Genomic DNA, 18,241 nt, shown 5'->3' on the forward strand with positions numbered 1-18,241 from the left:
ACGCTCGCCTCAATATAAGGCGCGGTCGGGCTGAACAGGCCGACTCGGACTGATTGGATCAGTCAACGGCCGGTTCGTCTAGGCCTGCTAGTCGATAACCGCAACTTCTTTGCGCTCGGTGATCGGCAAAGCGAGCTGCTGCTCGTCGCAGATGCGTTGCAGCTTGTCCAGTGTTTCGTCGAGGCCGGCGCCGACCGCGGGGCCGGGGGTGAAGGTGGCGGGCAGCTTGCGCATGCCCTGGATGACGCCGATGCATTCATAGTGCACAGTGCCTTCGGGGTCGCAGTGGTAGTCCGGCATCCGGTCCAGAACCGCGGTCAGCATGGACTTGAACACCGTGCGCGCCACGTTCGATCCGACGCAGCGGTGCACGCCAATGCCAAAGCTGAAGTGCCGGTTGCCTTTACGGTCGAGAAGGACCTTGTCCGGGTCGGCGAACACCGACGGGTCGCGGTTTGCCATGGCCCACGAAATCCACAGCCGCTCACCTTCTTTGAACTGATTGCCGACGAGCTCGACATCGTCGGAGAACGTCCTGCCATCACCTGCCGCCGGGGTGAAGTAGCGCAGGAATTCCTCGGTCGCAGGATCGAGGAGGGTGTCGCGGTTCTTGGAGAGCAACTCGCGCTCCTCGGGGTTCTCGGAGAGCCATTCCAGCGAATGGGCGGTCAATGCCGTCGTAGTGTCGAAGCCGCCGCCGATGACCAGGCCGAGATTGCCGAGGATTTCGAGGTCCGGGGCGGGCTCGCCGTCGATCCGCAACTGCAGGAGTCCGTTGACGATGCCGGGCCGCGGATTCTCGCGAATCTCGATCATGTTGTTGACCATGTCCAGGCCCATCTCGCGGTGCATCGCGGTGACGCGCTCGATGTCGGGGGAGTGTTCCGGGGTGTAGACGGCGGCGTGGACGGGCTCGCTGTATAGGTTCCACTTCTTCAGTGGGATGCCCAGCATCGCCAGGGTCAGCACGGCGGGCACGATGTTGGCCAGGTCGTCGACGAAGTCGATGCTGCCGCTTTCGATCTTCTCGTCGAGGCAGGCGCGGGTCACGTCATGGATGAACGGCTCCCAGCGCCTGACCGCGGCCGGCGACAGATAGGGGTTCAGCACGTTGCGGTAGGTGCGATGCTCGGGCTCGTCCATTTCGAGGATGCCGCCGCGCACCATACTGACGCGTCTGGCCTTCGGGATGGAGATGCCTCCGTAGCCGCGACGCTCGTTGTTGATGTCGTGGTCATTGGAGACCGCGGGGCAGCGTGCGAGCTCGAAGACTTCGTTGCTGCCGGCCGCGACCCAGTGTCCGTCGTAGGTTTCGCTCCACGCCATCGGGCACTTGGCGTGCATCTCCTCGGTGATCTGCTTGAACTGCGAGCGGTACTCCGCGGCATTCCGATCGAAGTGATACTTGTTTTTCTTACGGTCGTCGTCGCTCACGACGTCGTCGACGCTCAAGGTGCTGTCTCCCTTTAGGTTTCGTCCGTGATCATGATCGCCTGCTCCGGGCACGAGTGCGCGGCCTCGCGAACCTGGTCTTCCCGGTCGGCCGGCACCTCTTCGTTGACCGCCGACGAACTGCCGTCAATGTCGCTGAGCTCGAATGAATCCGGCGCAATCATCGCGCACAGGGTGTGGCCCTGGCAGCGTTCTGAATCAACCCAGACCTTCACGATGTCTCCTCCTGGGGGCTGCAGTGTGGCTCAGTTACGGTAGTCCCGACGACGACCTCGCTCAGGTGTTTCGGCCGCCGTTGACGCCCAATATCTGACCGGTGATGTAGCCGGCTTCCTCGGATATTAGGAAGGCGCATGCGGCCGCGATGTCCTCCGGCTTGCCGATTCGGCGCACCGGGGTCCGGGCGATTGTCTCGTCGATGTCGCCGAGGTAGCCGCGTTGTTCGGCGCTGCGCAGCATCGGGGTGTCGATGAAACCGGGCGGCACCGCGTTGACTGTGATCCCACTCGGGCCGTACTCGAGGGCCAAAGACTTGGTGAGTCCGTTGACCGCCGACTTGGCCGCGACATAGTGAGCCATATAGGGAGCGCCGGAGTGGGTGCTCGACGACGAGATGTTGACGATCCGTCCCCACCCTGCCTCGACCATGTCGGGCAGCACCGCCTGGGTCATGTGGAAGACCCCGTGGAGGTTGACGTCGATCACGCGTTGCCAGTCCTCGAACGAGAGGTTGCTGAACTTCTTGAACCCATCCAGGCCCGCAGCGTTCACGAGTACTGCCACCGGGCCCAATTGCGCGCGGATCGCCGAGACCGCCGCGTCCACCTGGGACCGATCCGTCACGTCGGCGGTGAAGGACAGATCGGCGTCCGACGGCCTCAGATCGATGGTCGCGACATCGAGCCCATCGGCGCGCAGCCTGTGGGCGACCGCCAGACCGATCCCGGATCCACCACCGGTGACCACTGCGGTCTTCACGCCAAGGTCCCTAGGCCAAATGCGGGCGTCTCAGTCACAAAGAATCTCCTTCGCAATTATGAGAACCTTACTCTCACGCGGAAGTGACGTGCAACATAGCGGCGAAACGCCCTGCTGCCTGGGCTGAGGCCAGCCACACGCTATCGTGTTGCCCGATAGGGGCGCTGGTCAGCCCCCTTGTCCCATTCCTATGACTTTCTTGAATTCTCGAGACTCGAATGTAAGATTCGCCGGGGACGAGAATGAAATTTTCGTGACCGTCACCACAATAGGAGCTAAATGTCAGCGCAGGTCACACTGTCGGAAGTCGCGCATACGAGCGGCTCAGGGGTGTCCCGCAGACTGCTCGACGGCCGGCAATCTGGCGTCGGTCGCGAGATGGGCGTTGCCGGGCTCGAAGAGTTCTTGGGGCGCAAGACCTTCGCCGTCCCGGTGATGGGAGGCAACAAATGAGGCCATTAGAGGGCATTCGCGTTCTGGAAGTAGCGATGTACGGGTTCGTCCCGTCAGCGGGTGCGGTGTTGGCCGAATGGGGCGCAGACGTAGTCAAAGTCGAGCATGCGGTGACAGGCGACCCCCAGCGTGGACTTCGGCAGACCGGCATGTTGCGCGTCGAAGGTGATCCGAATCCCAATATCGAGCACGCCAACCGCGGCAAGCGCAGCGTCGGACTCGACATGTCGGTTCCCGAGGGCAAGGAAGTGCTCTACGAGTTGGCCCGCCGCTCCGACGTGTTCTTGACCAGCTTCCTGCCCGGGGCCCGGCAAAAGTTCGGCATCGATGTCGACGACATCCGCGCGGTGAACCCGTCGATCATCTACGCGCGGGGCAGCGCGCTCGGGCCGCGCGGTGAAGAGGCGACCAAGGGCGGCTACGACATGACCGCCTTCTGGTGCCGGGCCGGTACAGCCGCCACCATCACCCCGATGGGGATGCCCGGAATGATCGCGCCGCCGGGACCTGCCTACGGCGACACCATCTCCGGGACCAACCTGGCGGGAGGCATTGCGGCGGCATTGCTCAAACGCGAGCGCACCGGGGAGCCGTCCGTCGTCGACGTGTCTTTGCTGGGCAGCGGGCTGTGGTCGATGGGCCACACGGTCGCATTGACCAAGCACCTGAACCAGCGGCTGGAGGCACCGCCGCCGGGTGTGCACGGCGCACCGAACAACCCGTTGGTGGGGCTGTATACGACATCTGACGGCCGGTACATCTCCTTCGTGATGATGCAGCCGACGAAGTTCTGGGCCGATGTTTGCCGGCACGTCGAGATGCCGGAACTGGCGGACGACCCGCGTTTTGAGACTGTCGAAAAAATTGCTGAGAACACACCCGAAGCCGTGGAGATCTTGACCAAGGCCATCGCAACCCGCACGCTTGCCGAGTGGAGCGACCGCTTTGCCACGCTGGCCGGCCCCTGGGCGCCGGTCCAGGACACGTTGCAGGCGGCCGACGATTCACAGATCAGAGCCAACGAATATCTTGTGCGCGCAGGCGAACTCGACCTGGTCGCCAACCCCGTTCAGTTCGACGTCACCGCGCCGCAAACCGGACCGGCACCGGGATTTGCGCAACAAACCGACGAGATCCTGCAGGAGTTGGGATTCGACTGGGACCGCATTATCGAACTCAAGACGGCAGGCGCCGTCACTTAACGCCGTCACCTAGAAGCGGAGCAGCCCTCAATTGTCTAAGCCGAACATCCCGTCTGTTCAGACCCGCCCGCCCTATCCGGGGGCGGCGGTCAAAAGTCGTTCGATAACGGTTGCGCGATTTTTGCTCCGCCTGGACGTGGCATGAGTCACAATGACCCGACGCTTCTCACGCATCAGAACGGAGGACCGGCGTTGAGCATGGTCGCCGCCGCTGCGCTGGAGGTCGATTCCGGAATGTGGCTGCTCGGTGAGCATTTCACCACCGACGTTGGGTCGAATCTACCGCAGCCGATGTGCAAGAACAAGACTGTCAGTCTCGTAACGGCGGGAAGGTCTGAGGCCGATGGCGGTTAAGGGCGGCGAGCACTGGTCAACGGGATTGCCTGCGCTGAAACTGAAATGGGACTTCTCGGGGCCCATGCAGGCGGTCGGAGCCTTGTTCGCAATGTCGGCCGACGCGGTCAAGTTCGTGTTCGTGCGGCCGTTCCAGTGGCGGGAGTTCTTGGAGCAGTCCTGGTTTGTCGCGCGGGTGGCGCTGGCTCCCACCTTGCTGGTAGCGATCCCGTTTACCGTTCTGGTCAGCTTCACGCTCAACATCCTCTTGCGCGAACTGGGCGCGGCGGATCTATCCGGTGCGGGTGCCGCGTTCGGTGCGGTCACCCAGCTCGGCCCGTTGGTAACGGTTTTGATCGTGGCGGGCGCGGGTGCCACGGCAATGTGTGCGGACCTGGGGTCGCGCACAATTCGCGAAGAAATCGACGCGATGGAAGTGCTGGGCATCAACCCGGTGCAACGGTTGGTCACACCGCGCATGTTGGCTTCTGGGTTGGTCGCCTTTTTGCTCAACAGCCTGGTCGTCATCATCGGCGTCCTTGGCGGCTACGTCTTTTCGGTGTTTGTGCAAGACGTGAATCCCGGCGCGTTTGCCGCAGGAATCACCTTGCTCACCGGCGTGCCCGAGGTGGTCATTTCGTGCGTCAAAGCGGCCCTTTTCGGTCTCATCGCCGGCTTGGTCGCCTGCTATCGGGGCCTGTCGATCACCGGTGGGGGCGCGAAGGCCGTCGGCAACGCGGTGAACGAAACCGTGGTTTACGCCTTCATGTCCCTGTTCGTCGTCAACGTGGTCGTCACCGCGATCGGCATCAAGATGACTGTGAAGTAGGGCTGCAATGGCGCTAAGGGCTGTATATCCGCGATTGAGCCGCCAATTCGAGAAGCCGGTTGCCTCGTTGGGCCGGATCGGCGATCACACCCTGTTTTACGGTAGAGCGCTCGCCGGGATGCCGTTCGCAGCCACCCATCACCGGCGCGAAGTCATTCGACTGATTGCCGAGATCAGCATGGGCGCGGGCACTTTGGCGATGATCGGTGGAACCGTTGTGATCGTCGGCTTCCTGACGCTGGCGGCGGGCGGCACGCTGGCCATTCAGGGTTACACCTCGCTGGGCAACATCGGCATCGAGGCGCTCACCGGCTTTCTGGCCGCATTCATCAATGTGCGTATCGCGGCACCGGTGGTCGCCGGGATCGGTTTGGCGGCCACCTTCGGCGCCGGGGTGACTGCGCAGCTGGGTGCCATGCGGATCAACGAGGAAATCGATGCGTTGGAGGCCATGGCCATTCGGCCGGTTGCCTATTTAGTGAGCACCAGAATCCTGGCGGGAATGCTGGCCATCACGCCGTTGTACAGCGTTGCGGTAATCCTGTCGTTCGTGGCCAGTCAGTTCACCACCACGTTCTTGCTCGGACAGTCGCAGGGTTTGTACCAGCACTATTTCAATACCTTCCTGAACCCGATCGACTTGTTGTGGTCGTTCCTGCAGGCCATCGTGATGGCGCTCACCATCCTGCTGATCCACACTTACTACGGTTATTTCGCGTCGGGTGGGCCGGCCGGTGTCGGCAACGCGACCGGTAACGCGGTGCGCACCTCGCTGATCGTCGTGGTGTCGGTAACACTGCTGATCTCGCTGGCTATTTACGGTTCCAACGGCAACTTCAACCTGTCCGGATAGGAGGTAGACGTGACAAACAGATTCGGGCCTGGCCCCATCGACCGGTCTGAGGCCGCCAGTGACGCGTCTCCTGTCGCCGCGTCACCTGGGCGCCATTTCGGCGCCCAGTCCTACGCGCGCCCACTGGCGGGCCTGGCCACCTTAATCGTCATCGTCGTCATCTTCGCGGTTGCGGTCGGTCTGTTTCGGGGCTCCTTCACCGAATCCGTGCCGCTGACCGTAATTTCGCAACGAGCCGGCCTGGTCATGAACCCGGACGCCAAGGTCAAGATGCGCGGCGTGCAAGTGGGCAAGGTCGCCTCGATCGATCCGCTGCCCAACGGCCAAGCGGCGATTCACTTGGCGATGGACCCCTCGCAGTTGCGCTTCATTCCCGGCAACGTGCTGGTCGACATCGCGTCATCGACGGTGTTCGGCGCGAAGTCGATCCAGCTGGTCGAACCCGCCCAGCCCTCGGCACAGCGGCTGCACGGTGGCCAGACGTTGCAGGGCCAGCACGTCATGGTCGAGATCAACACGGTGTTCCAGCAATTGGTGTCGGTTCTGGCCCAGATCGATCCGCCGAAGCTCAACGAGTCACTGGGTGCGCTGGCACAAGCGTTCAGTGGGCGCGGCCCAAAGCTCGGCCAATCCCTGGCCGACTTGGATTCATTTCTGGCCAAGCTGGAGCCAAGCCTTCCCGCGTTCAGGCATGACCTTGCGGTCTTACCGGTAGTGGCCAACGCCTACGCCGACGCGGCACCGGACCTGTTGAAGACCGCCTCCAACGCGACGCGGATTAGCAAGACGATCGTCGACGAGCAGCGCAACCTGGATGCATTGCTAATCAGCGCGATCGGCTTGGCCGACATCGGCAACGACGTCCTGTCGGCGAACCGCCAACCGCTGACGGACGTGATGCATCTGCTGGTGCCGACCACTGATCTGACCAGCGAATACCACGAGGCGCTCACCTGCAGTTTCGCCGGCCTCATACAGTTATCGCACGGGGCGCCGTTGTCCGAACCGAGCATCAACATCTCGGCGAGTCTCACGTGGGGCGCCGAACGTTATCGCTATCCGACGAACCTGCCCAAGGTTGCGGCAACGGGCGGCCCGCACTGCGTGGGTCTACCGAAGCTGCCGTTCAATACGAGCCCGCCGCAATTGATTACCGATATCGGCGCTAACCCCGTGGGCTACGGAAACCCGCAGCTGCTTCTGAACTTCGACGGCCTCAAGCAGCTGTTGTATGGCCCGATCGAGGGCCCCCCACGCAACCCCGCTCAGATCGGACAACAGGGATGAGAACGCGCGCCACGCTGATCAAGTTCGCGGCCTTCGCGGTCGTGATGGCGATGCTGACCGCCTTCCTGTTCTTCATCTTTGGCCAGTACCGGACGGGTTCGACGACCGAGTATTCGGCAGTCTTCAGCGATGTGTCGCGGCTCAAGCCGGGGCAGTCGGTGCGGGTTGCCGGAATCCGGGTGGGCACGGTCGATAGCGTGTCGCTGCAACCGGACAAGAAAGTTGTGGTGAAGTTCGATGCCGACCGCAACGTCGTTCTCACCGAGGGCACCAGGGTCGCGGTCCGCTACCTCAACCTGGTGGGCGATCGTTACCTCGAACTCATCGACGGTCCGGGCTCGACCAACCATCTGCCGGCCGGCGGTCAGATTCCCGTCAACCGCACCGCGCCTGCGCTTGACCTCGATCTGCTGCTCGGCGGACTGAAACCCGTTACCCAGGGTCTAAATGCGCGCGATGTCAACGCGCTGACTTCAGGATTGTTGCAGGTGTTTCAGGGTCAAGGCGGGACTCTCGAGTCGCTGTTCGCCAAGACGACGTCGTTTTCAAATGCCTTGGCCGACAACGATCAAACCGTGCAGCAACTGATCGACAACCTCAACATCGTGCTCGGCACGGTGTCCAAGGACGGCGCCCAGTTCTCCGGCGCGATCGATCGCCTCGAGCAGCTTGTCAGTGGGCTATCTCAGGACCGAGACACGATTGGGCCCGCCATTGACGCCTTGGACAAGGGAACCGCCTCGCTGGCGGATCTGCTTGCCGCGGCGCGCCCGCCGCTGTCCGGCACTATAGCCCAGTTGAATCGGCTGGCGCCCATACTCGATGGCGATAAGGATCGACTCGATGCCGCAATCCAGAAGGCGCCCAGGAACTACCGCAAGCTGGTGCGACTCGGTGTGAACGGCGCCACCATCCCGTATTACCTCTGCCAGTTCGGGATCCGCGGCACGGATCTTCAGGGCAAGACCGTGCGCGCCAATATCTTCAGGTCAGATGCAGGAAGGTGCACCGAACCCTAATGCTTAAGTATCGCGGAGGTGGCCGGGTCAAGGCCGGGCTCATCGGCGTCGCCCTGGCGGTGCTAGTAATCCTGGTGGGCTTGTCGCCCGACCGGTTCATTGCTTGGGCGACGATGGTCCGCTACCAGGCGCTGTTTTCGGAAGCCGGCGGCATCGCATCGGGCAACCCGGTGATTGTGTCGGGGGTAAAGGTCGGCACGGTGTCGGATGTGTCGCTGGACCACGGCGATGCTCTGGTGACGTTCACGACGAAGGGCAACGTCCTGCTCGGGTCGGAGACCACCGCGCATATCCGCACCGGCTCGTTGCTGGGTGAGCGGATGCTGACGTTGGAGTCTGCCGGCGGCGGCACGCTGCATCCGATGGCTCTCATCCCGGTTTCGCGCACGTCGTCGCCTTACTCGTTGACGGAAGCGGTCAGCGACTTAACATCGGACACAGCGGGAACCAACACCGCGGCGCTGAATGAGTCGTTGGACACTCTGGCGGCGACGCTCGACCAGCTCGCACCCCAAATGGGGCCGGCCTTCGACGCACTCACCCGGTTATCCCGCACCCTCAACAGTCGTAACAAGAACCTGAGCGAGCTCTTCAAGAGTGCCGGCGACGTCACCGGCATACTTTCCGAGCGCAGCCAGCAGGTCAACAAGCTCATCCTCAACTCCGACTCTCTGCTCCAAGTCCTGGTGGCGCGGCGACAAGAGATCGTGGACCTGTTGGCCAACACGTCGGTGGTGGCCAAGCAGCTGACGGCGTTGGTGCACGACAACGAAAGCACATTGGCACCGACGCTGGAGAGGCTGAATCGGGTGACCGAGGTGCTGCAGAAGAACCGCGACAACATCGGCAAAGCGTTGCCGGGTCTCGCCAAATTCCAGATCACGGTTGGCGAGGCCATCGCCGGTATGTATGCCTACCAGGCGTTCGCCCCGAACTTCCTTATCCCGCAACTCTTCCAGGAGTTGTTCGACTACCTCTGGGGATTCCGCACCTTCGACACTTCCAAGGGTCCCGGCTTCCCGTCGCCGATACCTCGGGCGCTAACCCCATGGCCGTACAACTCCATTCCACAGTGCCCTGGCTGCACGTTGGGCGGCAGGATCGGAGGATCACAATGACCCCCCGGATCCCGCGCAACAGGCTGACGGCCGTGACGGCGGTTGTCTTGGTCGGGCTCATCGTTGTCGGCGTGGCCGTGGTCGTCCGCAACACGTTCTTCGGCCCGAGGACGATTACCGCCTATTTCACTACCGCCACCGCGATCTATCCCCATGACGAGGTGCGGGTTTCGGGCGTGAAAGTCGGCAACATCAAATCCATTCAGCCGCAGGGCACGCAGGCCAAGATGACCCTCGAGGTCGACCGCGACGTGCCCATTCCGGCGGCCGCTAAGGCGATTGTCGTCGCCCCGAATCTGGTGGCCTCCCGCTACGTCCAGCTCTCACCGGCTTATCGCGATAGTGGGCCGGTCATGAGCGATGGGGCTGTGATACCGGTGGAGCGAACTGCGGTGCCGGTCGAGTGGGACGAGGTCAAAACCCAGTTGATGCGGCTGGCAACGGATTTGGGACCTAAAAGCGGGGTGTCGGGCACGTCCGTGGGTCGTTTCATCGACAGCGCCGCCAACGCGCTCGACGGCAATGGTGACAAGCTGCGGCAAACACTCGGTCAACTGTCAGGCGTGGCTCGGATCCTCGCCAACGGTAGCGGCAACATCGTCGACATCATCAAAAACCTGCAGACTTTCGTCGCTGCGCTGCGCGACAGCAACGTCCAAATCGTGCAGTTCAACGAGCGTCTGGCCACGCTCACCAGCGTTGTCAACGACAGCAAATCCGACCTGGACGCGGCGCTCACGGATCTGTCGACGGCGGTCGGCGAGGTGCAGCGGTTCGTCGCCGGCACCCGCAACCAGACGAGCGAGCAGATCGCCAGGTTGGCCGACGTCACGCAGAACCTGGTCGATCACCACATGGCCCTGGAAAACATTCTGCACGCGGCGCCCAATGCGCTCGGCAACTTCTTCAACGACTACAACGCCGACACCGGAACCATCGTGGGAGGATTCGGGCTCATGAATATGGCGAATCCGACGTGGGGGGGACAGGTTTTGCTGTCCGTACCGGGCTGCACCCAAATGGGCGCCGTCGAGAACATCACCGCGGTCGAATCGGGCAAGCTGTGCTCCCTGTTCCTAGGTCCCGGATTGCGACAAACCAGCTGGAACAACTCGCCACTTCCCCTGAACCCGTTCATATCCAAGTCGGTTGACCCGTCCAAGATCCTCTACACCGAACCGCGCCTGGCGCCCGGCGGCGAGGGCCCGAAACCCGCAGCACCCGAAATCCCGCCTGCGGTGTCGGCCTACACCGGCCTGCCGGGTGATCCGGTGGGACCGCCGGGGTCGGTGCCCCTGGGGCGGATACCGGGCGCGGCGATGCCGCTGCCGCCCCCGCCGTCGACACCCGTGCCACCGCCACCGGCGCCGAGTGTGTCGGACATGCTGCTGCCGGCCGAAGGGCCACAACAATGATCGCTCGGGGTGCGGTTCGGCGGGTGTTGGTCGTGGGCTGTTGTGTGGTGGTGTCGGCGTCGGGATGCGCCTTTCATGGCCTGAATTCGCTGCCGTTGCCGGGTGCGGTGGGGCGTGGGCCGGGGGCCACCATCTATCACGTCGAGTTGCCGAATGTCGGGACGATGGAGTCGAATTCGCCGGTGATGATCGACGATGTCGTGGTCGGCAGTGTCGGTGAGATGCGGGTGCAGGGCTGGCATGCCGATGTTGAGATCTCGGTGAAGCGCGATGTGGTCGTGCCGGCCAATGTGGTGGCCAGCGTCGGTCAGACCAGCCTGTTGGGGTCGATGCATGTCGAGCTCAATACCCCACTCGGGCAGTCGGGCAGCGGACGGTTGCAGCCGGGTGCCACGATTCCGCTGAGCCGGACCAGCGCCTATCCGTCGACCGAGCAGACGTTGTCGTCGCTGGGCGCGGTCGTCAACGGCGGCGGGCTGGGGCAGATCGGGGAGGTCGTCCACAATTTCTCGACCGCGCTGTCCGGGAACGAGGGCGCGGTGCGTGATCTGATCACTCGCCTCGACACGTTCGTGGGGACCCTGGACGATCAGCGGGACAACCTTGTCGCCTCCATCCAGGCGCTGAACCGGCTTTCCGGCACCTTCGCCGAGCAGCGCGACGTGCTGACCGAGGCGCTGAACAAGATTCCGCCGGCGCTCGATGTACTTATCAAGGAGCGCCCGCGGTTGACGGCGGCTCTCGATCACCTTCGGGTGTTCAGCAACACCGCGACCCGGTTGGTCAACGACGCGCAGGACGACCTGGTCAAGAATCTGAAGAACTTGGAGCCGACCATCAAAGCACTTGCCGACGTGGGACCGGAGTTCGGCGCGGCGATCGCGGCGGGCTTCGTGTTCCCGTTCACCCAGAACTTCGTCGACCGAGCAGTCCGAGGCGACTACTTCAACCTGCATTTCGATTTCGACCTGACGATTCCACGGCTCAAGAAGGGACTGTTCCTGGGGACCCACTGGGGGCAGCTGGATATGCCGGTCCCGCCGGTGCCCGGGGACCCGTATCGCATGAATTACACCCTCGATCCGCTGCATAATCCCGTGCGGCCACCGTGGATCGATCCCAATGCGCTGCCCCTGCCCGGGCCCCCACCTGGCGTCCCGCTGCCCGGACCCCCGCCGGGTGCATCGATACCAGATGCGGGTCTTGGTCAAGCGCCGCCGCCGGCAACGGCACCGACGGGAAGTGGCGGATAGATGCTGACGCGCTTCGTTCGGCTACAGCTGTGGATCTTCACGATCGTCGGGACCCTTGGCGTGATCGCGATGGTCCTCTTCTACATCCAAGCGCCGACGCTGCTGGGTATCGGCCGGATGACCGTGACGCTGGAGCTGCCGGCCACCGGCGGCTTGTACCAGTTTTCCAACGTGACCTACCGTGGGGTTCAGCTGGGCAAGGTCACCTCGGTGGGGTTGACGCCGACCGGCGCGAAAGCGACGCTGTCGCTTAGCACTTCACCCAAGGTGCCCGCGGACCTGACGGCGGCGGTGCTCAGTGTCTCCGCGGTAGGCGAACAGTACGTGGATTTGCGGCCCAAGACCGATTCGCCACCCTACCTGCATGACGGCTCAGTTATCGCCATGCGCGACACGACGATTCCGCAGGCGGTCGGACCGATGCTCGAGCAGCTCAACGCGTTGGTCGGCAGCATTCCGAAGACCAAACTCGGTCAACTACTCGACGAGACCTTCGAGGGCTTTAACGGTACCGGCTACGACCTGGGCTCACTGATCGATTCCTCGGAGACACTGTCGCGCGACTCCAACGGCGTCGTCGATCGCACCCGAGCCCTCACCGAAGACACCGGGCCGCTATTGGATACGCAAGCCCGCACCACCGATTCGATCCGGACGTGGGCACGCAGCTTCGCCGGCATTTCAGATACGTTGGTGGACAACGATTCCCACTTCCGCACCATCCTGCAAAAGGGTCCTGACGCAGCTGACGAAGCATCCCGGCTTCTCGAACAAATCAAACCGACGCTGCCGGTATTGCTTGCCAACCTGACCACAATCGGACAAATCGGCGTCACATACCACCCCTCGATCGAGCAGCTGCTGGTGTTGCTGCCGTCTTCGGTTGCCATCGAGCAGGCCGCTGCCGGCGAAAACCATCCCGACGGTAGGGCTTACGGCGACTTCGCAGCTACGGTCGACGATCCGCCCATTTGCACGGTCGGCTTCATGCCACCCAACACATGGCGATCCCCGGACGACCTCAGCGACATCGACACACCGGACGGGTTGTACTGCAAACTCCCGCAGGATTCGCCGATCGCGGTTCGCGGTGCCCGCAACTATCCCTGCATGGGGCACCCGGGTAAGCGCGCGCCGACCGTCGAAATCTGCAACAGCGACAAGCCGTTCATGCCGCTGGCGATGCGCCAGCACACCCTCGGTCCCTATCCACTGGATCCGAACCTGCTCGCCCAGGGCGTCCCGCCCGACGACCGGATTACCACCAACGACAGAATCTTCGGTCCGGTCGAGGGAACGCCGCTGCCGCCGGGAGCGGTGCCGCGCGGCACACCCGCGGGGCCCCGGGGAGAAAGTCCCCCATCGGGCACGGCCGGAGCCGCTGTCCCCCCCGTGCCGTCGTCGGGACCAACGCTGGCGCCCATGTCGCGAATGTCGGCTGATATCCCGGCTTTCGCGCCACTCGACGTCCCTTCGCCGGGAGAGCTTCCCGCACCGTCGGCGCCCCCACCCCCGCCGCCACCGCTGCCCGCCGTTCCTGCGCCACTGGACCAGGTCGACGGTGGACAGCCCCAGGCTGCGCCAAGTTCGTTCGGGCCTAAGGCATCTAAGCCTGCGCCCTCGGTCGTGGTGGCAAAGTACGATCCGCACACCGGGCGCTATGTCGGTCCGGACGGGAAGTTGTATCAGCAGTCGGATCTTGTTGCTCCGAAAGCGCCCAAGACGTGGAAGGACATGCTTCCCACCTGACGCCGCCCTGGAACCATGCCCGACATGGCGGTACTACCGCGCTTGCGGGGGAGGTGGGGTAGTGAAGCTACGACCGCCTGCCTAGGAGAGTCGGTCCAGGCGCAACGGCATCGCGATATCAAGCCACTGATTTTGCCCGCAGGCACCGCTTGGGCCAACTGTCTTGTCCTTACCGGACAGGGTCGGCGATCCGATTTGGAATCCACCATTGTCGTTCACCGGGAAGAAGAAGTAGGTCTGCTGTCCGCTGAACGCGGTACCGTCTTCGCACCGCTCCCAATTCGGCACTTCGCGCTTCACCTTCCACATCGCCCCATCAAGTAAATACGCGGGCGCGCTCCATCCCTGGTCGCTCGTCACCATGCCATGGCATTCCTGGAAATTGGTGCACGTCGAGCTGATGGTCCACGTTTGGTAGACCGTCGGCTCGCCGAAATATTGGTCATTTCTCTGCGCCCAATCGCCGATCGACGTGACGCGGAACGTCCCGTTGATGGCCACTTCTTCCTTGGTTGTTGCCCGGGCCGTCGGTGCCGCGGCTAAACCGCCGAAGATGGTGGCCGCCACCAGCGTTGCGGTGGTGAGTGTTTTCACTGAACGCATCAGGTGCTCCTCGAAGCGCATCATCCGACAGTCCTCTGGCAGCTTTCGCCATCGGTTGCGGCGTTCTCGAGCGATGACATTACACCGCTTCGGCCGACCAGGTAATGGTTGGGAAGAAGATTTACTGCGCTCATGCGACCGGGTCGAATTTCGCGATCAGCCAGGAATCGTTGACCTTTGTCACCGTGACCAGGATGGCGCTCTGCGTCTTCTCGGGATCTTTCTTTTGCACGCTTGCCGTGGTCTGGTCGACGAAAACTAGCACGACGGCCGAATCGGGATGCAAATCCGAAACTGCGGCCCGAATCACCTTGGCGGTCGCCGTCAATTGCCCCTGCTGCGCAGTCGGCGCGACGACATCTTCGGTGAATTTGTCGTAGTAGGCCAAAAAGTCGCCGGTGAGATGCGATTTCGCATTGTCGAAATCGCGATTTAGATGCTCGTACGAATACGACAACGCCGCCACGGCGCCATCCGACGCCGCCTGGATTGCCCGGTGTGCTGTCGGATCGCCGACCCGCTGATCCGGCCGGTACAAAATGAAGTACACACCGGCAGCCACTGCCACGGAAGCAATGACGAACGTTGTCGCGACTATCGAACGCCACCTTGCCAAATACCGACGGGCCCACGGCCGGAGCGCTGCCAGCCGGCGGACGCGTACCGATTCCTCGCTAGCGGGTGGCCGCTCACCCTCGTCGTCGGGGGAATTCTCCGAGCTCTCAATCGCCGTTTCGTTGCTGTCCAGCGACGAGCCGCGCTCGACACTCATGGCAGGAATTCAACTTTCGACATCTTGAGTTGACCGCCGTCTCGGTCCAAATTGACACTGACCCGAAACAAGGCCGGCGGCGGTTTGGCGTTATCCGGGCCAGTCGGAGTGGTTTTCGCCGCCACGAGCACGATTCCCGAATTGTCGCTCAATGACGCGACCGCGACGCCTTCCACGGTGACCTTGCTGCCGACCTTGGTCTCCTCGGCCTTCTTGACTATCAGCGTCGACAGCACTGACAGCTGGTTCTTCTGGTCGCCCGTCGAGGCATCGATCATGCGCTGGACGTCATCCTTGGCATGATCGGGGTCAATCGACATCAGGGCCGTGACCGCTTGCCGGGCGGCTGCACTGAACTCCGCGGCGAGCTGCCGATTGTGGACCGCGGTGTGGTGCTGCCACAGCATGTAACCGCTCGCGCCGAGAGAAGCGGAGGCGAGCACGATGCCGACGCCGATCGCAATTGATTTCCGCCCCGGGCGGCGAAACCATCGCGGACGCGCGGGACGACGCGGCAATCGTAGCCGTTTCCGGGCCGGCTTGGCGGGGCGCTGCTCGACATCCCGGGACCCGGCATCGTCGTCCGCGTCCCCGGTTTCTGCTGCCTTACGTAGCCGTGCAAGGCGTGCCCGAGCCGCCTCGGCGCGCGCTTCGGCCGTGGCGACTTCGTCTGCTGCGCCCGGTTCCGCGACTGGCGCTACAGCGCCCGAGTCGACGTCGGCGTCAGGCCCCTCCGGATCGTGCACGGAGAGGCAGCTTATCACTTCGGCCTGGGCTCAACGCCTTTCTCAGGCAGCTCCCTTCACGGCTCTTACATGCGGAAATCCATGCCAGTCAGGGAATCGGCCGAATAGCGTTCGCGGTCTCCCGCGCGGACGGCGGTTCTTGCTCAGGAGATCTTCTCCAACTAGGAGAATTTTCTTTTCAGGTGTGGCAAAGTGATCGAGTGCGATTAATCGTGGCCCTATTTGCCGCGTTGCTCGGCACCGGTGTGCTGGCGGCGCCGCCCTCCTTCGCCGGGCCGACTGTCTGCGACTATCCCGCCTGCACGCCGGGCATCATGCCGCATCAGGTCCTCGGAGCGCCGTGTGACAACACCACTTACTACGCCTTCGGTGTTCCCGACGGCTATGTTTCCTTCTCCTCGGAGCCTGGCCGACTGATGTTCTGCGGTTCGCCACGGAGATACCAGCCTCGATGGTTCCGGTCGCCTCCGATGGCTGGAGTCAAGGACGAAAACGCCAACTGCCAGAATTACCTGAACTACGTCGCGCAGTCGCCCGACGGTCTGTTCCTCATCTGTATTGCCCACGACGGCATTTCGAGCTGGGTCCGCGCCGACACCTAGCCGCACCGTTGCCGTTCAGCTGGCCCATCGGCGGATGCGTTGACAACGTTCGACACACAGGACGCTGCGGCATCGCTCGATCACGCCAACCAGTCGGACAACAGAGTCCCGAAAGCAGTGTCGCTGCGAGAGGCGCGACAGCTTTGCGATGCCCCTCCTCTCTTCCCGTTCGGGCTGGGTTTTGCCGTCAACGAGCTGGAGACGATGGGTTTCTCGCTGCGGCTATTCGGCTTGCCGAGCCCGTTGGCGAACGCGACACGATCCACTATCTCTTTGTCAGCGTGCGTAAACGGGGTCGAAGCCTTGCCGGCGGAGTGATGTGGCGTCTATCGAAAAAGCGCTCGGGCCAATCATTCTGCGCGGAATGGTCAACCAGCTCCGGGGTGCGGGTGACCCGGCGGAACATCCTCATCACCGGCGCGAGTTCGGGTTTGGGTGCCGGGACGGCACGAGAGTTCGCCGCCAAGGGGCGCAATCTCGCGCTTTGTGCCCGCCGCACCGACCGGCTAGACGAGTTGAAAACCGTTCTATCTCAACAGCATCCGAACGTCAACATCGTGGTCGCTGGGCTGGATGTGGACGACCACGGGCAGGTGCCAGAGGTGTTCGCCGAGCTCAGCGATGAATTGGGCGGTGTCGACCGCGTGATTGTCTCTGCGGGTATCGGCGCGGGCGCGCCCTTCGGTTCGGGTCAGTTGGGGGCCAATAAGACAATCATCGAGACCAACCTGGTGGCCGCGCTGGTTCAGATCGAAGCGGCGTTGGAAATGTTCCAGGCAATCGGTTCTGGGCATCTGGTGCTGATGTCCTCGATGCTTTGCGTGAGGGGATCCCGGGTGTCTGGTCCGCCTGTGCGGCCAGTAAAGCTGGGCTGCGCTCGCTGGGGGAATCGCTGCGGGCCGAATACGCCAAAGGCCCGATCAGGGTATCGGTGATGGAGCCGAGTCAGATCAAGTCGGAGATGAACCCAAAATCCGGCTCCAGGATGTCTATGCTCGACAACGCAATTGGTGTCAAGGCGCTGGGCGCCGATAACGCAGCTGCTGCGGGTTGTGCCACTATCGCACATCAATCGCTTCACCTAGCCCTTACCGATCAACTGCGAACGCAACACTTACTGAATGAAAAATGGCCGTACCGCCGGTACCGAATATTCCGCCGGCCGTGCGCCATTGCAGATTTCATCGCATTTGTGCAGCTAGGCGTTGGCAGTTTTTACATGACCCGTGGTCATCGACGGAGCTAACGGGTTGCCTTCGTTGTGGTGCTGCGGGACAACGTTGTTCAGGGCCCCCAAGCAGCGGCGCCCGCCGCCCGCTAAGACCGCGATTCTCTGGTCAGATCCAATTAACCCGACTAACATCATCGCTTGATTCGTCGCCCGGCGACGAATCATCAGTTGCACCCTCAATTTGGCGGTGAAGGCCGTCTGAAAACCAATAGGTGTTATGGCTATACGGCGAGTAGCGGCGCAGCTGAAGTCCTCGCGACCGCACAGGTCTCTTGACGAGATGGCCGCTGCCGCCGGTGCTTCCCACTCCTTGTCCGGACCAGGCTTTGGCCCGGATCATTATTGC

17 protein-coding genes and 1 pseudogene are annotated in these 18,241 nt (G+C 62.8%); 12 read left to right on the forward strand and 6 right to left on the reverse strand.

All coding sequences use genetic code 11. The features are described 5' to 3' along the window. Positions 1-87: 87 nt before the first annotated feature. The 3 genes from LMQ14_RS04350 to LMQ14_RS04360 form a co-directional block, all read right to left on the reverse strand. A complete protein-coding gene (locus tag LMQ14_RS04350) occupies positions 88-1,452 on the reverse strand; it encodes a cytochrome P450 (RefSeq protein WP_267733607.1) in 1,365 nt (454 codons plus the stop codon). 14 nt (positions 1,453-1,466) lie between these two features. After that, positions 1,467-1,667, reverse strand: a complete 201-nt coding sequence (locus tag LMQ14_RS04355; RefSeq protein ID WP_267733608.1) for a ferredoxin — start codon at positions 1,665-1,667, stop codon at positions 1,467-1,469. A gap of 61 nt (positions 1,668-1,728) precedes the next feature. Beyond that, the gene (locus tag LMQ14_RS04360; protein ID WP_267733609.1) at positions 1,729-2,430 is read right to left on the reverse strand and encodes an SDR family NAD(P)-dependent oxidoreductase; all 702 of its coding nucleotides are present in this window, start codon (positions 2,428-2,430) and stop codon (positions 1,729-1,731) included. 279 nt (positions 2,431-2,709) lie between these two features. Between LMQ14_RS04360 and LMQ14_RS04365 the strand changes: the two genes are divergently transcribed. From LMQ14_RS04365 to LMQ14_RS04410, 10 genes are all read left to right on the forward strand, one after another. After that, positions 2,710-2,883, forward strand: coding sequence for a hypothetical protein (locus LMQ14_RS04365; protein WP_267735742.1), 174 nt, complete (start codon positions 2,710-2,712; stop codon positions 2,881-2,883). After that, positions 2,880-4,085, forward strand: a complete 1,206-nt coding sequence (locus LMQ14_RS04370) for a CaiB/BaiF CoA transferase family protein (protein WP_267733610.1) — start codon at positions 2,880-2,882, stop codon at positions 4,083-4,085. Before LMQ14_RS04365 ends, LMQ14_RS04370 begins: the two co-directional genes overlap by 4 nt. 343 nt (positions 4,086-4,428) lie before the next feature. Then, the gene (locus LMQ14_RS04375; protein ID WP_267733611.1) at positions 4,429-5,247 is read left to right on the forward strand and encodes an MlaE family ABC transporter permease; all 819 of its coding nucleotides are present in this window, start codon (positions 4,429-4,431) and stop codon (positions 5,245-5,247) included. Between the two features lie 7 nt (positions 5,248-5,254). Further along, positions 5,255-6,100, forward strand: coding sequence for an ABC transporter permease (locus LMQ14_RS04380; RefSeq protein WP_267733612.1), 846 nt, complete (start codon positions 5,255-5,257; stop codon positions 6,098-6,100). Positions 6,101-6,223: 123 nt separating this feature from the next. After that, complete coding sequence (locus LMQ14_RS04385; RefSeq protein WP_267735340.1) at positions 6,224-7,387, forward strand: MCE family protein; 1,164 nt, start codon at positions 6,224-6,226, stop codon at positions 7,385-7,387. Next, on the forward strand, positions 7,384-8,406 hold the full coding sequence (locus LMQ14_RS04390; protein WP_267733613.1) for an MCE family protein: 1,023 nt from the start codon (positions 7,384-7,386) through the stop codon (positions 8,404-8,406). The genes LMQ14_RS04385 and LMQ14_RS04390 overlap by 4 nt, the downstream gene beginning before the upstream one ends. Then, positions 8,406-9,524: an MCE family protein gene (locus LMQ14_RS04395; RefSeq protein ID WP_267733614.1), complete on the forward strand. Its 1,119-nt coding sequence runs from the start codon at positions 8,406-8,408 to the stop codon at positions 9,522-9,524. The genes LMQ14_RS04390 and LMQ14_RS04395 overlap by 1 nt, the downstream gene beginning before the upstream one ends. Next, positions 9,521-10,939: an MCE family protein gene (locus LMQ14_RS04400; RefSeq protein ID WP_267733615.1), complete on the forward strand. Its 1,419-nt coding sequence runs from the start codon at positions 9,521-9,523 to the stop codon at positions 10,937-10,939. The genes LMQ14_RS04395 and LMQ14_RS04400 overlap by 4 nt, the downstream gene beginning before the upstream one ends. Continuing rightward, on the forward strand, positions 10,936-12,192 hold the full coding sequence (locus LMQ14_RS04405) for an MCE family protein (RefSeq protein ID WP_267733616.1): 1,257 nt from the start codon (positions 10,936-10,938) through the stop codon (positions 12,190-12,192). Before LMQ14_RS04400 ends, LMQ14_RS04405 begins: the two co-directional genes overlap by 4 nt. Then, on the forward strand, positions 12,193-13,941 hold the full coding sequence (locus LMQ14_RS04410; protein WP_267733617.1) for an MCE family protein: 1,749 nt from the start codon (positions 12,193-12,195) through the stop codon (positions 13,939-13,941). It begins immediately after the preceding gene. An 81-nt stretch (positions 13,942-14,022) separates the two neighbouring features. Here LMQ14_RS04410 and LMQ14_RS04415 read toward each other — a convergent pair whose 3' ends face one another. From LMQ14_RS04415 to LMQ14_RS04425, 3 genes are all read right to left on the reverse strand, one after another. Next, positions 14,023-14,544 carry a hypothetical protein gene (locus LMQ14_RS04415; protein WP_267735341.1) on the reverse strand — a complete coding sequence of 174 codons (522 nt, stop codon included), beginning with the start codon at positions 14,542-14,544 and terminating at the stop codon, positions 14,023-14,025. A gap of 130 nt (positions 14,545-14,674) precedes the next feature. After that, on the reverse strand, positions 14,675-15,316 hold the full coding sequence (locus LMQ14_RS04420; protein WP_267733618.1) for a hypothetical protein: 642 nt from the start codon (positions 15,314-15,316) through the stop codon (positions 14,675-14,677). After that, positions 15,313-16,062: a hypothetical protein gene (locus tag LMQ14_RS04425; protein WP_267733619.1), complete on the reverse strand. Its 750-nt coding sequence runs from the start codon at positions 16,060-16,062 to the stop codon at positions 15,313-15,315. The genes LMQ14_RS04420 and LMQ14_RS04425 overlap by 4 nt, the downstream gene beginning before the upstream one ends. Before the next feature lie 212 nt (positions 16,063-16,274). Between LMQ14_RS04425 and LMQ14_RS04430 the strand changes: the two genes are divergently transcribed. Both LMQ14_RS04430 and LMQ14_RS04435 read left to right on the forward strand, forming a co-directional pair. Beyond that, a complete protein-coding gene (locus LMQ14_RS04430) occupies positions 16,275-16,664 on the forward strand; it encodes a hypothetical protein (RefSeq protein WP_267735342.1) in 390 nt (129 codons plus the stop codon). A 389-nt stretch (positions 16,665-17,053) separates the two neighbouring features. Further along, positions 17,054-17,727: pseudogene (locus LMQ14_RS04435) on the forward strand (SDR family oxidoreductase); the annotation flags it as partial. Positions 17,728-18,241 lie beyond the last annotated feature (514 nt).

It is taken from the genome of Mycobacterium sp. Aquia_213, from assembly GCF_026625985.1.
Classification (GTDB): domain Bacteria; phylum Actinomycetota; class Actinomycetes; order Mycobacteriales; family Mycobacteriaceae; genus Mycobacterium.

What these genes read in the sequence shown, in the direction of transcription:
- LMQ14_RS04380 (WP_267733612.1), top strand. Translation starts at nt 5,255, where the DNA reads ATGGCGCTAAGGGCTGTATATCCGCGATTGAGCCGCCAATTCGAGAAG.
- LMQ14_RS04370 (WP_267733610.1), top strand. Translation starts at nt 2,880, where the DNA reads ATGAGGCCATTAGAGGGCATTCGCGTTCTGGAAGTAGCGATGTACGGG.
- LMQ14_RS04390 (WP_267733613.1), top strand. Translation starts at nt 7,384, where the DNA reads ATGAGAACGCGCGCCACGCTGATCAAGTTCGCGGCCTTCGCGGTCGTG.
- LMQ14_RS04395 (WP_267733614.1), top strand. Translation starts at nt 8,406, where the DNA reads ATGCTTAAGTATCGCGGAGGTGGCCGGGTCAAGGCCGGGCTCATCGGC.
- LMQ14_RS04415 (WP_267735341.1), bottom strand. Translation starts at nt 14,544, where the DNA reads ATGCGTTCAGTGAAAACACTCACCACCGCAACGCTGGTGGCGGCCACC.
- LMQ14_RS04405 (WP_267733616.1), top strand. Translation starts at nt 10,936, where the DNA reads ATGATCGCTCGGGGTGCGGTTCGGCGGGTGTTGGTCGTGGGCTGTTGT.
- LMQ14_RS04365 (WP_267735742.1), top strand. Translation starts at nt 2,710, where the DNA reads ATGTCAGCGCAGGTCACACTGTCGGAAGTCGCGCATACGAGCGGCTCA.
- LMQ14_RS04400 (WP_267733615.1), top strand. Translation starts at nt 9,521, where the DNA reads ATGACCCCCCGGATCCCGCGCAACAGGCTGACGGCCGTGACGGCGGTT.
- LMQ14_RS04420 (WP_267733618.1), bottom strand. Translation starts at nt 15,316, where the DNA reads ATGAGTGTCGAGCGCGGCTCGTCGCTGGACAGCAACGAAACGGCGATT.
- LMQ14_RS04410 (WP_267733617.1), top strand. Translation starts at nt 12,193, where the DNA reads ATGCTGACGCGCTTCGTTCGGCTACAGCTGTGGATCTTCACGATCGTC.
- LMQ14_RS04375 (WP_267733611.1), top strand. Translation starts at nt 4,429, where the DNA reads ATGGCGGTTAAGGGCGGCGAGCACTGGTCAACGGGATTGCCTGCGCTG.